The organism is Nocardia sp. NBC_00403 (assembly GCF_036046055.1).
GTDB lineage: Bacteria > Actinomycetota > Actinomycetes > Mycobacteriales > Mycobacteriaceae > Nocardia.
In genome coordinates this window covers 4214352-4229472 of the sequence record NZ_CP107939.1, presented here as the reverse complement: position 1 = coordinate 4229472, position 15121 = coordinate 4214352, and the positions used below count along the sequence as shown (strand labels likewise).

General features: G+C 67.0%; 10 protein-coding genes. 4 read left to right on the top strand and 6 right to left on the bottom strand.

Annotated elements, in window-relative coordinates; translation table 11 throughout:
- Positions 1 to 9 precede the first annotated feature (9 nt).
- From OHQ90_RS18815 to OHQ90_RS18805, 3 genes are read right to left on the bottom strand one after another with little or no spacing between them, the layout of a single operon-like run.
- Positions 10 to 954: an SDR family NAD(P)-dependent oxidoreductase gene (locus OHQ90_RS18815; protein ID WP_328412248.1), complete on the bottom strand. Its 945-nt coding sequence runs from the start codon at positions 952 to 954 to the stop codon at positions 10 to 12.
- A complete protein-coding gene (locus tag OHQ90_RS18810) occupies positions 951 to 1763 on the bottom strand; it encodes an enoyl-CoA hydratase/isomerase family protein (RefSeq protein ID WP_328412246.1) in 813 nt (270 codons plus the stop codon). Before OHQ90_RS18810 ends, OHQ90_RS18815 begins: the two co-directional genes overlap by 4 nt.
- Positions 1760 to 2773, bottom strand: coding sequence for a TIGR03617 family F420-dependent LLM class oxidoreductase (locus tag OHQ90_RS18805; RefSeq protein ID WP_328412244.1), 1014 nt, complete (start codon positions 2771 to 2773; stop codon positions 1760 to 1762). The genes OHQ90_RS18810 and OHQ90_RS18805 overlap by 4 nt, the downstream gene beginning before the upstream one ends.
- Before the next feature lie 573 nt (positions 2774 to 3346).
- Between OHQ90_RS18805 and OHQ90_RS18800 the strand changes: the two genes are divergently transcribed.
- Positions 3347 to 3652: a hypothetical protein gene (locus OHQ90_RS18800; protein WP_328412242.1), complete on the top strand. Its 306-nt coding sequence runs from the start codon at positions 3347 to 3349 to the stop codon at positions 3650 to 3652.
- A 3-nt stretch (positions 3653 to 3655) separates the two neighbouring features.
- On the opposite strand, the gene OHQ90_RS18795 is transcribed toward OHQ90_RS18800, so the two are convergent.
- Positions 3656 to 4258, bottom strand: a complete 603-nt coding sequence (locus OHQ90_RS18795; RefSeq protein WP_328412240.1) for a TetR/AcrR family transcriptional regulator — start codon at positions 4256 to 4258, stop codon at positions 3656 to 3658.
- Positions 4259 to 4523: 265 nt separating this feature from the next.
- Between OHQ90_RS18795 and OHQ90_RS18790 the strand changes: the two genes are divergently transcribed.
- Positions 4524 to 5525 (top strand): poly(ethylene terephthalate) hydrolase family protein, encoded by a 1002-nt coding sequence (locus OHQ90_RS18790; RefSeq protein WP_328412238.1) that lies wholly within the window; start codon positions 4524 to 4526, stop codon positions 5523 to 5525.
- Positions 5526 to 5545: 20 nt separating this feature from the next.
- Entirely contained in the window at positions 5546 to 7930 is a 2385-nt protein-coding gene (locus OHQ90_RS18785) for a glycoside hydrolase family 3 C-terminal domain-containing protein (protein WP_328412236.1), read from the top strand.
- A 198-nt stretch (positions 7931 to 8128) separates the two neighbouring features.
- On the opposite strand, the gene OHQ90_RS18780 is transcribed toward OHQ90_RS18785, so the two are convergent.
- A complete protein-coding gene (locus tag OHQ90_RS18780; RefSeq protein ID WP_328412234.1) occupies positions 8129 to 8365 on the bottom strand; it encodes a putative zinc-binding metallopeptidase in 237 nt (78 codons plus the stop codon).
- Between the two features lie 204 nt (positions 8366 to 8569).
- On the opposite strand from OHQ90_RS18780, the gene OHQ90_RS18775 reads away from it, so the two are divergent.
- The gene (locus tag OHQ90_RS18775; protein ID WP_328412232.1) at positions 8570 to 8797 is read left to right on the top strand and encodes a hypothetical protein; all 228 of its coding nucleotides are present in this window, start codon (positions 8570 to 8572) and stop codon (positions 8795 to 8797) included.
- Between the two features lie 429 nt (positions 8798 to 9226).
- Here OHQ90_RS18775 and OHQ90_RS18770 read toward each other — a convergent pair whose 3' ends face one another.
- Positions 9227 to 14749, bottom strand: a complete 5523-nt coding sequence (locus OHQ90_RS18770) for an ATP-binding protein (RefSeq protein WP_328412230.1) — start codon at positions 14747 to 14749, stop codon at positions 9227 to 9229.
- Positions 14750 to 15121 lie beyond the last annotated feature (372 nt).

Genomic DNA, 15121 nt, shown 5'->3' with positions numbered 1-15121 from the left:
AACTCGTCGTCAATGGGGGGCAGTCAGCCGGGTGGACAGTTCCCACAACGCCATGGCCGCGTCCGGGTCAGTGGCGTGGTCGGCGGCCCGGCCGATCTCGCAATCGGCCAGGTACGCGCCCCGATGCGCATCGAGTTCCGCCGCGGTCGCGGCCCACACCGAGGTCGCCGCGGCCTGCTCGACCGATTTCGGGTGGGCCAGCCGATCCGGAGCACCGGCACTGAGCCGCCGCATCTCGGCGAAGTCGTCGCGAGACATGAAGCGGGCCAACCCTGTCACGCAGACACCCGGGTGCACGGCGTAGGCGGCGACCGGAGCCGCAGCCAGCCGCCGCTGCAATTCGACGGTCATCAGCACATTCGCCGCCTTCGATTGGGCGTAGGCGACGAACTTGTCGTACGGGCGCTTCCAGCAGTGCGGGTCCTGCAGGTCGATCGCATAGGCACGGTGTGCGTCGGAGGAGAGCGTGATCACCCGCGCCGGACGTCCGGTCCGCACGCCGGTGGCTGCCAGCACCGGGAGCAGTTGGGTGGTGAGGAAGAAGTGCCCGAGATGGTTTGTGGCGAACTGTAATTCGAATCCGCCACCGGTCCGGATGAGCGGCGGGTACATCACCCCGGCGTTGTTGATGAGCAGATCGAGACCGGTGCGCCGTAGTGCGAGAATGCCCGCGGCGGCGAGCACGCTGTTCAGATCGGTCAGGTCCAGGCCGATGACGTCCAGGTCGGCGTTCGGGTGCCGCTCGCGGATCCGGCGAGCGCGATCGACCGCGGCGTCGAAGTCGCGGGCGGCGAGTACCACGGTGGCCCCGGCGGCGGCCAGGGATCGGGCGGTCTCCGCCCCTAGCCCACTGGTCGCCCCCGTCACCAGGGCAGTGCGCCCGCTGAGATCGACGCCGTCGAGCACCTCGTCGGTAGTCCGTGCCGCTCCGCCAGGATGGGGAGAGATGATCATGCCTCTGGTAGGTCCTTCCATTCGGCCGACAGTCGTGCCGACCAGACCGGTTCGCGATGTTCGAGGCGGGCGCGCACGCCTTCGGCGGCGTCGGGGCGACCCATGACCCGCAGATGCAGCTCGGTTTCGAGATCGGCGACGCGGGTGGGGTGATAGCCGCGAATCGCGGTGTCCCACAACAGTCTTTTGCTCAGCGCTGCGGAGAGGGGGGCGACATTGACCGCCATGTCCCGGGCCAGTTCGAGGGCGGCAGGGAGTACCTCGGCAGCGGGCAGGCAGCGGCTGGCCAGCCCGAGGCGGACTGCCTCGTGACCGTCGAATGTCCGGCCGGACAACAGAATGTCCGCCGCTACCGCCAGGCCCGCGACGCGGGCCACCGTCCAGTGCGCCATCGCATCGGGGAGGACGCCGAGCCGCACCTGCGGAATGGCGTAGCGGGCGTCGGCGGCGACGAGGCGAATGTCGGCCTGCATGGCCAGCGTCATGCCGATGCCGATGGCGTGCCCGTTCACGGCGGCGATCACCGGTTTCCGTAGCGCGAATGCGGGCGGATCGACCGGAGAGGCGGAAAATGTGCTGCCATCGGGACTTTCGAAGGTGTCCGCACCGCCGGACAGGTCCGCTCCGGCACAGAAGGCAGGAGCGGCACCGGTCAGCACGAGCACCCGCACCGCATCGTCGGCGTCGAGGTCGCGGTACGCCTGCCCGAGCGCGCGCCCCATGGCACTGGTGAAGGCATTGCGGCGCTGTGGGCGGTCCAGAGTCAAAACCGCCACCCCGCCGTCAATTTCGACGCGCAGGCCGCTCATGAAGCGGCCTGCAGCGCGGCGATCAGGTCCATGACGTGTGCGGCGTCGACCTCGTATCCCGGGAAATAGCAGCAGATCCGGTCGGCGTAGGCACCGAAGCGAGCCACGATGGCGGCAGCGCAGTCTTCGGGTGTGCCGTGGACGGCCAGCGTCCGGAGCATCCGGTGATCGATGAGCTCGGTCATCGCGGTGACCTCGCCCCGCTTCGACAGGGCGTTCAATTCCGGTTGCAGATCTCCCCACCCCTCCACGTCGAGCACCGAACGGTAGGCCGGAGTCGATCCGTAGAAGGCGAGCAATCGGCGAGCGCCGTGGGCGGCGGCGTCCAGTTCTACCGCGGTCCGACCGGTCGCGACCACTACCTGCGGGTAGATCGCCAGCTCCGCGGCGTCGCGACCGGCGCGCTCGAGGCCCTCCGCAATGGCGGGCCGGGTGCGCTCGCGGAAGTGGCGGGCGCTGTTGAACGGCATGACCAACAACCCGTCGGCGACTTCGGCGGCCACTCGGGTCATGATCGGACCCAGCGCGCCGAGGCAGATCTTCGGTAGCCCATAGGGATTGGGCCCGGGGTCGAAGGTCGGCGGCATGAGGGTATGCCGGGTGAATTCACCCTCGAAGCGCAGTGCCGTGCCGTGTTGCCAGGCACCGAGGATCGCCTTGACCGCCAGCACCGCTTCCCGCATCCGCGCCGCCGGCCGCGACCACTCACCACCGTAACGCTTTTCGATGTGCGTTCGGGTTTGCGAGCCCAGCCCCAGCCGGAACCGGCCGCCGCTGAGCAGGTGTAGATCGTAGGCTGCGTGCGCCAGATGCAGCGGGCTGCGCGGCAGCGCGATGGCGACATTGGTCATCAGATCGACCGGTTCCGCGCCCGCCGCCAGGGCCAGCGGCAGGAAGGCATCGTGCGCGCCCTCGAAGGTGAACAGTCCGTCGGCGCCGCATGCGACCAATTCGGCCGCCCGAGCGGCCATTTCGCCGGGTCGTCCGTCCAGCTGCAGATCGACCTTCATCGAGCCTCGGAGGGTGGCTGAAATTCTCTTTCCACTATTACATAGTAGCATGTTACGTTATTGGGGGGTGTTCCAGATCACGCCTGCTTTCGGTTACGCAACCCGGCCCATTTTCGGAATCCCCGGCGATCGGTCCGCAGTACGACCAGATGGTCGAATACGCGACCGCGCTGCGGTCGGGCACCTCCGAAAGTGACCCCTTACAGCAGATTCCTGCTGGACATGGACAGACGCCTGGAACTGACCAGACAAGCCGCTTGACTCCCTCGCAGCCGCGCCTGGCTGCCGGAAACCGAATCCCCAGCTCTAACCGCCTTCCTGCGCCACGCCCACGACATCGCATCCGCAGCCAACCTCGAGCAGACATCCCGGCGTGCCGACAACGTCACCACCGCAGCAACCTGCTGCACGCCACCAATCCGACCCACACAATCGACAACCGCCTGATCCCGAACTGGGCGAAAACGATCATTCGAGTCCCAGCGACAGCCACGCCGACCATCTTCTGGAACCCGCAGCTCGCACACCACACCCTTTGGGACACAACCCGTGTGCGATATCTACGGGACACGTGTGAATACCAGCGAAACGATCTGCGACCCAGCGCAATTGGTCCTTACCAGACTGCTCGACGAGCTCGTCGCGACTACCCGGATTCTGGCGCTACTGCACCGCGGTGCCGATCTTGCACTGCAGATTGTCCAACTTCTCGATCGCATCGGCGTATCCCGCACGGCCGTAGACCAATTGGTGGTCACCGTCTATGGCATCACCGTGGCCGCCGTCGAGAATCCCGAGGACTGGCCCCGGGAGCGCATCGAGTCGCTCATCGACCGCACCCTGGCATCGGTCGGCATCACCACTCCCGCCGGGGCGTGACACTCAGGCGCGACCAGTCGCCACGCCCTGGGACGCCATAACATACAGGGCATCGGCCAGGCCCGACACGAACGGCTCGACCTGCCCGCCGACGCGCAGTAGGGCGTGGAATGTCGTTGTGCCGGAGAGAATTTCGAAGAGGAGGTCCGGGTCGGTACCCGGCGCTATCCGACCATCGTCGACTGCGCCGCCGAGCAGTTCCGCGAATGCCTTGCGCACCGGAGCCCCGATGGTCAGCAACCGGCGGCGAGCCTCCTCGGTCTGCGAATCGGCGAGCAGTCCCGGCACCCCGGCGCGGGCGGCGGGACTGTCCGCGCGGGCCAGGAATATGCGCACCCAGGTCGCCAGATCGGCGCGCAGATCCCCGGTCGGCTCGGGTAGTGCGTGCGCGCCCGGCCCGTGGATGGCCTCCTCGAGCAGCGCCTGCCTGGTCGGCCAGCGCCGATAGATAGCGGGAGTGTTCACCCCGGCGCGCTTGGCAATCGCGACGACGGTCGTCTGCGGATAACCGACCTCGGCGAGCAAGTGGCGCGCGGCAATGAGCACGGCGAGGTCCTTGTCGGCGTCACGTGGGCGCCCGGGACGCCGCGGGGTATCCGAGGTCACAATTACATAGTAACCTGTTACGTTATTTAACAGCGATCCACACCGTACCGGCGAGCCCTCGGATGATCCGTGCCACCGGATTCCAGGAGAAGGCACCCGCTGGGCGAGGGCAGATCATGAGGTCACTCCTGGCTCGCAGTCCCGACGATCCATCACCATCGTGGCAGCACTCGGCTCATCGGCGCCGCTCCTGCTCGTCTGCAGCTGTCTGCAGAACAATCCACCCGGCCCCGGATCGGATCAGACCACCGTAACGTCCGCGACCGTGAGTCAACAATCCACGCGGCAGCGCAGCCGTGTCCACGCCCTCGCCGCAGCAGTCGCGCTGACCTACGCCGCGATCTCCGGTGCGACGCCGGCCTGGGCGGCCCCCGACTATCAGCCCGCCGGAACGGTCGAAGCCACCTACTACCAAGCGGGTCCGCATCCGGTAGCCACGCGGACCGGCACCGACTGCTGCACATCCACCCACGATGGCTACGACATCTGGTACCCGGCGGACCTGGGCGCGACCGGGACGCGCTACCCGATCATCACCTGGGGAGATGGCACAGACGCGCATCCTCGCCAGTACGACTACCTGTTGTCGCATCTGGCCTCCTGGGGTTTCGTAGTGATCGCGCCGGACATGACCAGCACCGGCACGGGTGCTCAAATGCTCGATGCGGTGACCTATCTGACCGAGCAGGACCGTGATCCGGCCAGCGTCTTCTACGGGAAGGTGGATACCCGGTCGGCGGGCGCAATGGGCCACTCCCAGGGCGGATTGGGCGCGCTCAACGCTCTCGCCCGTTCGAGGGGCGCACTCACCACGGCGGTCACCGTCGAGATGCCCTTGCAGGCCCTCTGCAAGGCATTGCCGCTCGTGCCCGGACAGGACATCTGCATCGACCCCACCACACTGACCTCGGGCTCGGTGCTGCTGGTCAACGCCACCGCGGACCCCATCTCCCCGTCGAATCAGCCAGCGCCACAGCAGCAGATCGGCCCGCAATCCATGCAGGGCTATTACGATGCGATGCCCGCTGGGCTACCCAAGGCCAAGGCAGCGTTGATAGGCGCCAACCACAACGACATTCAGGGCCAGCCCGGGTGCACGAACTACGGGTGCACCGCCGGTGTGGACGGCTACCTCGGCTACCTCACCGCGTGGTTCATGGACCGGCTGCGCGGTGATTCCCACGCGCGCAGCGCATTCGCCTCCGGCACCGGCGAAATACTGCGCAACGCGCACTGGGCCGATCAGGCCAGCAACATCACGAACTGACCGACGACTAGGACTTTCATATGGACGACCGCATCGAGAAACTGCTGGCAAAGCTCGATCTGCCCGGCAAGCTACGACTGATCTCCGGAGCAAGCTTGTTCCGGCTGGCGGGTGATCCCGCCATCGGGCTCGCCGAAATGCCGGTATCGGACGGCCCGTCCGGTGTGCGCGGCGAGAACTGGGACGAGCGCGATCCCTCGGTGAGCCTGCCCTCCGGGACCGCCGTGGCGGCGACCTGGGATCCGCAGCTGCTCGACGAAGTCGGCGCGCTGATCGCCGCCGAGGCCCGGCGCAAGAACGTGTACGCGGTGCTGGGACCGACCATCAATCTGCACCGGTCGCCGGTGGGCGGGCGGCACTTCGAATGCTTCTCCGAGGACCCGGTACTCAGTGGCGAGATGGCCGCCGCCTATGTCAGGGCGGTGCAGGAGCACGGGGTCAGCGCGTGCCCGAAACACTTCGTGGCCAACGACTCCGAGACCGACCGCTTCACCGTCGATGTCCGTGTCAGCGACCGCGCGCTGCGTGAGCTCTACCTGTACCCGTTCGAACGGGCCGTCGAGGCCGGCTCCTGGATGATCATGGACTCCTACAACGGCGTGAACGGCGTCGCCATGTCGGAGAATCCGCTGCTGGACGAACCACTCAAGGGCGCATGGGGATTCGATGGCGTGGTGGTGTCCGACTGGGGTGCCGTCCGCAGTACCGAGGGCGCGGCCGGGGGCACCGATCTCTGCATGCCCGGCCCCCCGATGCTGTGGGGTGAGCCGCTGCTGGCGGCGATCCGGTCCGGTGCGGTCCCCGAGTCCGCGATCGACGATAAGGTGAGACGGATCCTGCGATTCGCCGCCCGCGTCGGCGCGCTGGACGAATCACCCAGGCCCACCGTGTATTTCACCGAAAGTCAGATGCGCGACGTGGTTCGCGACATCACCACCCAGGCCATGGTGCTGGTGCACAACGACGGAACACTTCCCCTACGCCAGGACACCGCGGTCGCATTGCTGGGCCCGGCCGCGACGGAACCGCGCATCATGGGCGGCGGCAGCGCGACGGTGATCCCGGATCACATCAGCACTCCCCTGGCCGGATTGGCGGCCGTACTGTCGGTGACGCATACGCCGGGTTACCGCTTGGTCGAGGGGTTGATCCCCGCCCCGCTCGAGCTGATCACCGATCCCGAGACCGAAACGCCGGGAATGAATGTGCGGTACTTCGCGGGTGAGACCGAGATCGGCACCCGGCACCGCGCGACCGGCACCGTGATCATGCTCGGTGACGACCTGGCTACCGAGGCGACGCTGATCGAATTGCACGCGCGGGTGCGCGCCGATGTCGCGGGCGAATGGGAGATCGGTTTCGGTGGCACCGGCCCGGTGCGACTGGATATCGACGCAACGGTGGCGATCGAAGAGAACGTCACGATGACCGGGGGCGATCCGGCCGCGGCACTGCTGAACCCACCGCAGCGGTCGGTGACCCGGACCCTCACCGTCGGCCAGGAAGTCGACGTGCGGATCGCCGTCACCGTCCAGGGGGCCATCCCGGGTCTGGGTGTCGTCATGGGCATCACGCTGGGCATCAAGCGCCCGCAACGCTCGGAGGATGAAGAGTTCACGGCCGCAATCGAATTGGCGCGCACCGCCGAGGCCGCTGTAGTCGTGGTCGGCACCACCGAGCACATCGAGAGCGAAGGCAGCGACCGCACCTCGCTACGCCTGCCCGGCCGCCAGGACGAACTCGTCGCCGCGGTCGCCGCGGTGAATCCGCGCACCATCGTGGTGGTCAATTCCGGCGCTCCGGTAGAGATGCCGTGGCGCAACGATGTCGCCGCCGTACTGCTGGCCTGGTTCCCCGGCCAGGAGTTCGGCACCGCACTCGCCGAAATCCTGACCGGCGTGGCCGAACCCGGCGGGCGGCTGCCCACCACCTGGCCCAAGACCATCGCCGAGGTCCCCGTCCTCGACACCACGCCGGCGAACGGCGTCCTCGACTACACCGAAGGCATCCATATCGGCTACCGCGCCTGGCTGCGCGCCGGCATCGAACCCGCCTACCCCTTCGGGCACGGACTCGGCTACACCACCTGGTCCTCCAGTGATCTGACGGTCTCCGGCCGCACGGCCACCCTCACCGTCCGCAACACCGGCGCCCGCACCGGAAAGCAGGTCTTCCAGGCATACCTGTCCCGACCGGACAGCGCCATCGACCGCCCGGTTCGCTGGCTCGCGGGCTTCACCACCGTCACCCTCGAACCCGGACAGTCACGCGCCATCGACATCGAGCTGCCACAGCGCGCTTTCGAGCACTGGACCGAGCACGGCTGGGAAACCGAGCCCGGAGTCTTCACCCTTCATGTCGGCACATCGGTCACCGATCTTCCCCATACGGCGGACATGAACTGACCCATGCGGCCGTCCGCTCGTCCCCCTTGCGCGGAACGAGCGGACGGCGGCGGGCGAACCGGCGCTCGATGGTACGAATCCGACCCGAATCGGACCTGCGAAAAACCTCAGCCCTGATCACGGCCCGAGAATCCGGTGAGATAGTGCCGGCGCTGGACTGAGAACCGGCCGAAGACCTCGGTAGCGGCAGCTTCGTTTTCAGGTCGACCCCACCGACGGGGCGCCGGACCGTATGACGGCGTAGACGCATCCGAGCTCGGCCGTGACGGGCATGGGGATTGTGAACGGATGCAGGTCGGCTCTGCCCATCGCTCTGGTGACCCGGTTGAGCATCAGCGACAACCGATGCCATTCGGACAGGATCGTCGCGATATCCGACTCGGTGTAGGAATTCCGAAGAACGATGCCGACGATACCGGCTGGCAGCGGGCGCAATAGGCACAACGCTCGAATATTTATTTCTTCAGATCGGCCGTGAACGGATCCGCGCCGGCCCCCTCGGTGAATCCGGACAAATTCAGCTCTACACAAATGCGCATTTTCTATTGCGACTCGCGTCATACTTTGGTCGAAGCTTGCGGGCAAGGCTCACCACAGCCGAATAACGATCCGACACCAACTAGTACAGAGGGATTCGCCATGAACAGCACCGAGAAGCGTTCGATACTGGCCCGTATCTCACCAATGCAGTGGTTTGCCCTCGCGGTGACGGTATTGGCGGTCGTCTTCGTCGCCGAGAACCGCAGCAAGGTCTCCATCGAATTCCTGTTGATCACTATTCGTTCACCGATGTGGCTGATCCTGCTGACAATGTTCGTGATCGGATGGGTCACCGGTGTACTCACCATGCGCCGCCGCTCGAAGTAGTCACCCACCCGGATTGTCGTGTCGCGGAATCCTCCTGTCCAAACATACGAGGAGACGCGTAATTTCGGGAATGGCAGACCACTATCACGGGCGATTTACAGGAACACGATGCGGCGCACCCTGATTCGCCTTCGGCGCATTACGTCATCAACTTGACCACCACGAAAGCCGACGAACGGCTCGAGGCGGATCCGGGGCGATCGTCGAGGGTTCGACAACGTATTCCGGCACCGACCGGCGAAGGTCCGCGCACGCCGATCCCAGGGTGATCGGCGGCTTTGCGGCGGCAGACTATGCCACCGCCGCGTCCACCGATCGCTGATACCGGCGGCTACGGGTCCACCCCACCGAATTTCGACCGGCGCGAAACTCGGTGGGGTCCAGGCTGTTACCAGCCGCAACCATTCCCAGTTCAATTGTGTCACACAATCAAATGGTGGCCGCCCCCAGTTCAGCCTGCTGACCACGAGCATCGTCGATAAGAAGTCCGGAAGCGCTACCGGGCAGACGAGCCTCGATGGCCTCGATGATGCGTGGGCGGAGTTCGGAGGCGCTGATAATGGCGTCGACCGAACCGACCTCGACAGCGCGCTGAATATTGTGCACGCGGTCGAACTCTGCGGCGACATCGCCGAGCTTCTCCGCGCGGACCGACGATCGGACCTCGTCGAGTTCCGCGGTCAGGGCCGCGCGATCGGTACCGGATCCGTTGGCGGCGCGCGCCTGCAGGTCCCGCACCCGGGGATCGGCCGCGGTGCGCGTGTTGACCTCAGCGGAGAACACCACTGCCGCGGCCGGAGCACCGCCGAGCACCGAGGCGAACGAGCCTTGCAGCGCGAGCACGGTCATATTCGGGTTCAGCGCCTTCGAGAACACCACAAACGCACCACCGTGGTATCGCGAAATCACGCAGAACACAATGGGGCCTTGGAAGTTCACGATCGCGCGGCCTATTTCGGCGCCGTACTCCAGCTGCAGCTTCCGCATCGATTCGGGCGAGCCGTCGAAGCCCGACAGGTTTGCGAGCACGACCAGCGGCCTATTGCCACTGGCCGCGTTGATTGCCCGCGCGGCCTTCTTCGACGACTGCGGGAACAGGGTGCCCGCGGTGTAGGTGTCCGGGCCATCGGTAGACGGGAATCCGCGCCGCGGCACCCCCCGTGACTCGATGCCGAGCAGGCACACCGGGATGCCGCCGAGATGCGCGTCCTGCACCACTGCCGTTTCGGCGTCGGCCATGCCGGCCCAGCGTTCCAGCACTGGGTGGTCCTGGTCGGAGAGTGCCCGCATCACGGTCCGGATGTCGAAGGGCTTCTTGCGGTCCGGGTTGGCGGTGGCGGAGAAGATCTCGCCGACGGTGGTGAAGTCACTGTCCGCCAGTACGTGCGGGAAGTCGGAGACATCCCGCTCGACGGGGTCGCTGGTCTGCGACCGCCGCGGCGCCTGCTCGCCCGGTGCGACGTAGGTGTGGTCGTAGTGCGACATCAGCACGTCGCGCGCTGCGGTCAGATTCGGCGCCCAGTACTGCGCTTGCCCGTTCGGACCCATCACCCGGTCGTAGCCACCGATGCCGAAGTTGTCCTCGGCCGACACACCACCGGAGAAGTCCAGCGACTGCTTGCCGGTCAGCACCATCGCGGAGTCAGGCGTCATGACCAAGATGCCCTTGGTGTGCATGAGCATCGTCGCTTCGGCGTTCCAGTACGGCTGTGCACCGACATTGATGCCTGCGACCACGATGTTGATCTCACCGCCGTCCTGGGTGAACTCGACGATCCGCTTGAGCGCAGCCGCCACCCAGTCCATGTTCTCGGTGCCCGACGCCATGGAGATCCGAGCGCCGGAGGACAAGGCATACCACTCCAGCGGTACCTGCATCCGTTCGGCCAAGTCCAACGCGGCGATCACGCGGCGGCACTCCGGTTCCGACAGTGCGCCCAGCGACTTCGTCGGATCACCGAGCAGGATCACCCTGGTGATGCCCTGTGGATGCTGCGGGGTCGGTGTGGTGACCACGCCCGCGACGATCGCTGCGGTGTTGCGACCCTTGGGTCGGTCGACCGGCACCAGTGTGTGGTCGGCGTCGAGGTCGTATTCGGCGAAGTCACCGAGCAGACCGGTCAGCTCGTAGGGGTACACGGTGTTGCGGCTGCTGGCCCGCAGCACTTTCTGTCGGTACTCGTCGATCGGCTCGACCGGCTCGTCGGACCGTTCGCCGACGGTCACTTCGGTGGCGTCGATGCCGATATGCACGGCCACCTTGATCAGCTCGCCGGTGTTGGGATCGCGCTGGCGTGCGATGAGCAGGATCTCCTCGAGCCCGGCGCCCGCGGTCGTCGGCCGCACATGCTGGACGACCGTTTCCAGTTCGGCAGGGGTGACGTCGATCGGTGGCCAGATGTACATCACGATGCGGTTGGTGTTGAAGCGTTTGGCCGACGGCCGCTGCGACTGCGCACGGCGGATCGAGTCGAGGCAGGTGGCGATGGTGGCCTCGGCGGTCGGCAGCGCGAGCAGCCGGCCGTCGTGCTCGCGCAGTGCCGCCAGGTCACGCACCTGCGCAAACGCGATGAGGCGGTCGTCCGCCGGGTTCTCTTTCGCGACGCATCGGAACAGGTAGACCTCCTCGTCGTCGGAGGACGGCAGGCGGGTGAGGTCGAACTTGCGCAGCCGCTGCATCTGCATCCGTTGCGCGATGTACGGGTGCAGGCCGCGGATCAGTCGCTCTTCGGCCATACCGGTGGCAGATGGGCGGAAGGTGAAGTGGTGGTGCATCACCGCACCGCCGCTACCGGCGACGGTGGCGGTGATCCGGTGCACCTGGTTCGGCATCCGGTGCGCGCTGAGGGCATCGTGCAACGCCGCTGCCATCGCGTCGAAGTCCCCTGGCTGCTTCTCCCAGCTGAGGTAGATGTCGGCGTCGATGGACGCGGCGCCGGTCGCCACTTCGGTGAGTCCGCGCAGCGCGGTGCCGAGCGCGTCGAAGCTCACCGCCGCGGACACCAGGCTCAGACCGCGGCGCTCCGCGATCACAAATGTGCAACCGCCCACGTCTTGGGTGCGAACGCTGGTGAGGCCCTTGTTGCCGTAGTACCGCCTGGTCAGCACCTCCAGCATGACCGTGTTGTCCAGGTTGCCGCGCACCAGCCGTTGGCCGAGCAACCGCACCAGCGGCTCGGTGCTGCGCACCATGTCGGCAATGTGCTCGGCGCGATCGGGCGCGTCCGGGTGCGCGTCCAGGTGGCGCAGGTGCCTGCGGATGTTGGTGTATGCGCGAGCACGATTACGCCGCAGCAACGGATGGCCGTACCAGGCGTACACCACACCGCGGGCAAGGTCGGCGATCACGGGGAAGCGCACCTGCGTCGCGGCCACCAGCCGCTCCAGCGCCAGGCCGACGGGCTCGCGCAGCGCCGCATCCGGCATCGGCTCCTGCAGCCACTCGCGCAGCAGCGTCGTGATGACGGTGACGGTGTCGGATGGGCGTTGCTGGGCGAGGAAGATCCGGAAGACCGCGGCTTCGAGTTCGGGCGAACGTTCCAGATCGGTGACACCATAGTGCCCGAGCGCGTTGGCGAGCTTGGCTTGGAACGACTCCGGCAGCCCGGCCCGCTCGACGTCGAGGCTTTGCAGGTAGGTGTGGAAGTACTCGCGGGCGCTGTGGACGTGGCTGTGGCTGCCCTCCTCATCCGACGAGCGGTTGTGGCTCAGTTCTGCGAGGTCGGCGAACACCGCCACGAGTTCGAGTTCCTCGGCGAGCGGTCGATGGCCGTCCTTCAAGGCCGCCCGGCGCGCGGTGAGGTAGTCGTCGAGCACTCGGCGATCGTCGTGCGGGTCGACGTCGAACCCGAGCAGCAGGCTGCGCAGGTCCTCCTGACCGCGGGTCGTTCGCTCGTGCGGTTGGACTTGCGCGGACTGGACGGGCAGGTCCAGCTCGACGGACCCGACCGCGGTGGTGTCCTCGGCTTCGTCCTCATCGGCGAGCGGTTCGAGCCACAGCAACGGTGCACCGGTCTCCACCTGGGTGCCGACGGACACGACGCATTCCTTGAGCCGTGCCTTGAACGGCGCGCGCAGCACCGTCTCCATCTTCATGCTCTCCAGCACCAGCACCGGCGCGCCCGCCTCGACCTCGGCGCCGATCTCGAGCGGCGTGGCGACAACCAGCGCGGGGGCGGGTGAGCGGACGACGCCGCCCTCGTCGCGGCTGATCCGATGTGTCACACCGTCGACATCGACGAGGTGGATCGGCCCGTGTGTCCCGGTGATCAGGCGGTACCTGCTGCCGTTGACCAGAATCTGCCCGGTGTGATGATCGAAGCGCTCGAGATCGACGTCGGCGGTGCGGATATCGCCACCCGCCTCGATACCGATGCGGAACCGGTGCGCACCGATGCGTGCGACGCGTACGCGGTAGCCGACGCCGCGCAGTTTGAGGTCGAGCGGTCGGCCGCTTGCGTGTTGCACCTGAGGACGTCCGCCGGAGGCCGTGGACAGCAGCCGGTGCCGCTCGACGCGCTCCTCCTCCTCATAGGCATCGATGGCGGCGGCGGCCAGCGCGATGGCGGAGTGTCGGTGCGACACGAGCCGGCCCGCACCGCGGACGCGGTCGATCCAGCCGGTGTCTGCGCTGGCGTCGATCACTTCGGGCTGGTTCAGCAGGTCGAGCACGAAGCTCTTGTTCGTTGCGCCGCCCTCGATGATCACCCTGGTCTGCGCCATTGCCCGGCGCAGCCGGCCAAGCGCTTCCTCGCGGTTACGGCCGTAGGCGATGATCTTGGCGATCATCGAGTCGAAGTCGGCGGGAATGGTGTCGCCCTCGCTGACGCCGGTGTCGACGCGGATGCCAGGCCCGGCGGGCAGGTCCAGCCGCGCGATGCGGCCCGGGGCGGGCGCGAAGTCGCGGTCGGGGTCTTCGGCGTTGAGCCGGGCCTCGATGGCGTGCCCGCGCTCGGCCGGCGGGTCACCTTCGAGCCGGCCGCCGGAGGCCACCAACAGCTGCGCCCGAACGAGGTCGAACCCGGTGGTGTACTCGGTGATCGGGTGTTCGACCTGCAGGCGGGTGTTGACCTCGAGGAATGCGAAGAGCTGGTCACCGGGGTGGTAGAGGAACTCGACGGTCGCCGCACCGCGATAGTCGACCGCGATAGCCAGCCGCTCGGCCGATGCCTTGAGCTCGGCTGCCTGCTCGGGACGCAGTACCGGTGACGCGGACTCCTCGATGACCTTCTGGTTGCGCCGCTGCACCGAGCAGTCGCGAACGCCGAGCGCCCACGCAGTGCCCTGGCCGTCGGCGATTACCTGGACCTCGACATGCCGGGCGCCGGTGACCAGCCGCTCCAGGAATACGACGCCACTGCCGAACGCCCGCGCGGCCTCCTGCCGGGTGCGCTCGTAGGCATCGACGAGCTCTGCGTCGTTCGTGATCACCCGAATGCCGCGCCCGCCGCCGCCTGCGGTCGCCTTCAGCATCAGCGGGTAACCGATCTCGGTTGCGGCTGTCAGGGCGGCTTCCACGGTCTCGACCGCACCGCGGCTCCAAGGCGCGACCGGCACACCGACCTCCTCGGCGATCAGCTTCGCGCCGATCTTGTCGCCGAGCTTGCGCATGGCGTCCGGGCTGGGGCCGATGAAGGTGACTCCGATCTGTTCGCACAGCTCCGCGAAGGCCGGGTCTTCCGCGACGAAACCCCAGCCGACCCAAGCGGCGTCGGCTTCGGTCTCCACCAACGCACGTTCGAGCGCCTTCAGATCCAGGTACGGGCGTGCGGACGCCGGACCGAGGTCGTAGGCGATGTCGGCCTCGCGCACGAACGTCGCGTTCCGGTCGACATCGGTGTGCAGTGCGACGGTTTCGATCGGCCGCGCAGTCTCCGCGGCCAAGTCTCGGACGGCGTTGATGAGGCGCATGGCGGCCTCTCCCCGGTTCACGATGGCAATGCGGCTGAACACTCGCGAGTCCTTCCTTTCCAGAGCGCTGGCCCGATCGACGGGCGAGGGGTTGCAACTCTCGGTCACGCGTAGTGTGCACCTCTATTGCGCTCAGGTACACAGCGTGTGGGTGTTACTCGCACGTATCGTTGGAAATGCCTCATGTGAGGCCATGTCAGCGGTGGCGGAATTCCACAGCTAGCGGCCGACAGCGTAGCTGAGCAGGGCGTCGATGAACGTATTCGAACGAGAGCGGGGGCGTCGATCCGCGACCAGCACGTGCCAGCTGCATTGACCTGCAATGTTTCTCTTATTTCCGGGCCACGCGACGGCGGGCCGTATCCGATCGGCAGGGGCGCCCGAGAAGCTCTGAGGCGCTCCGCCGCAGTGGAG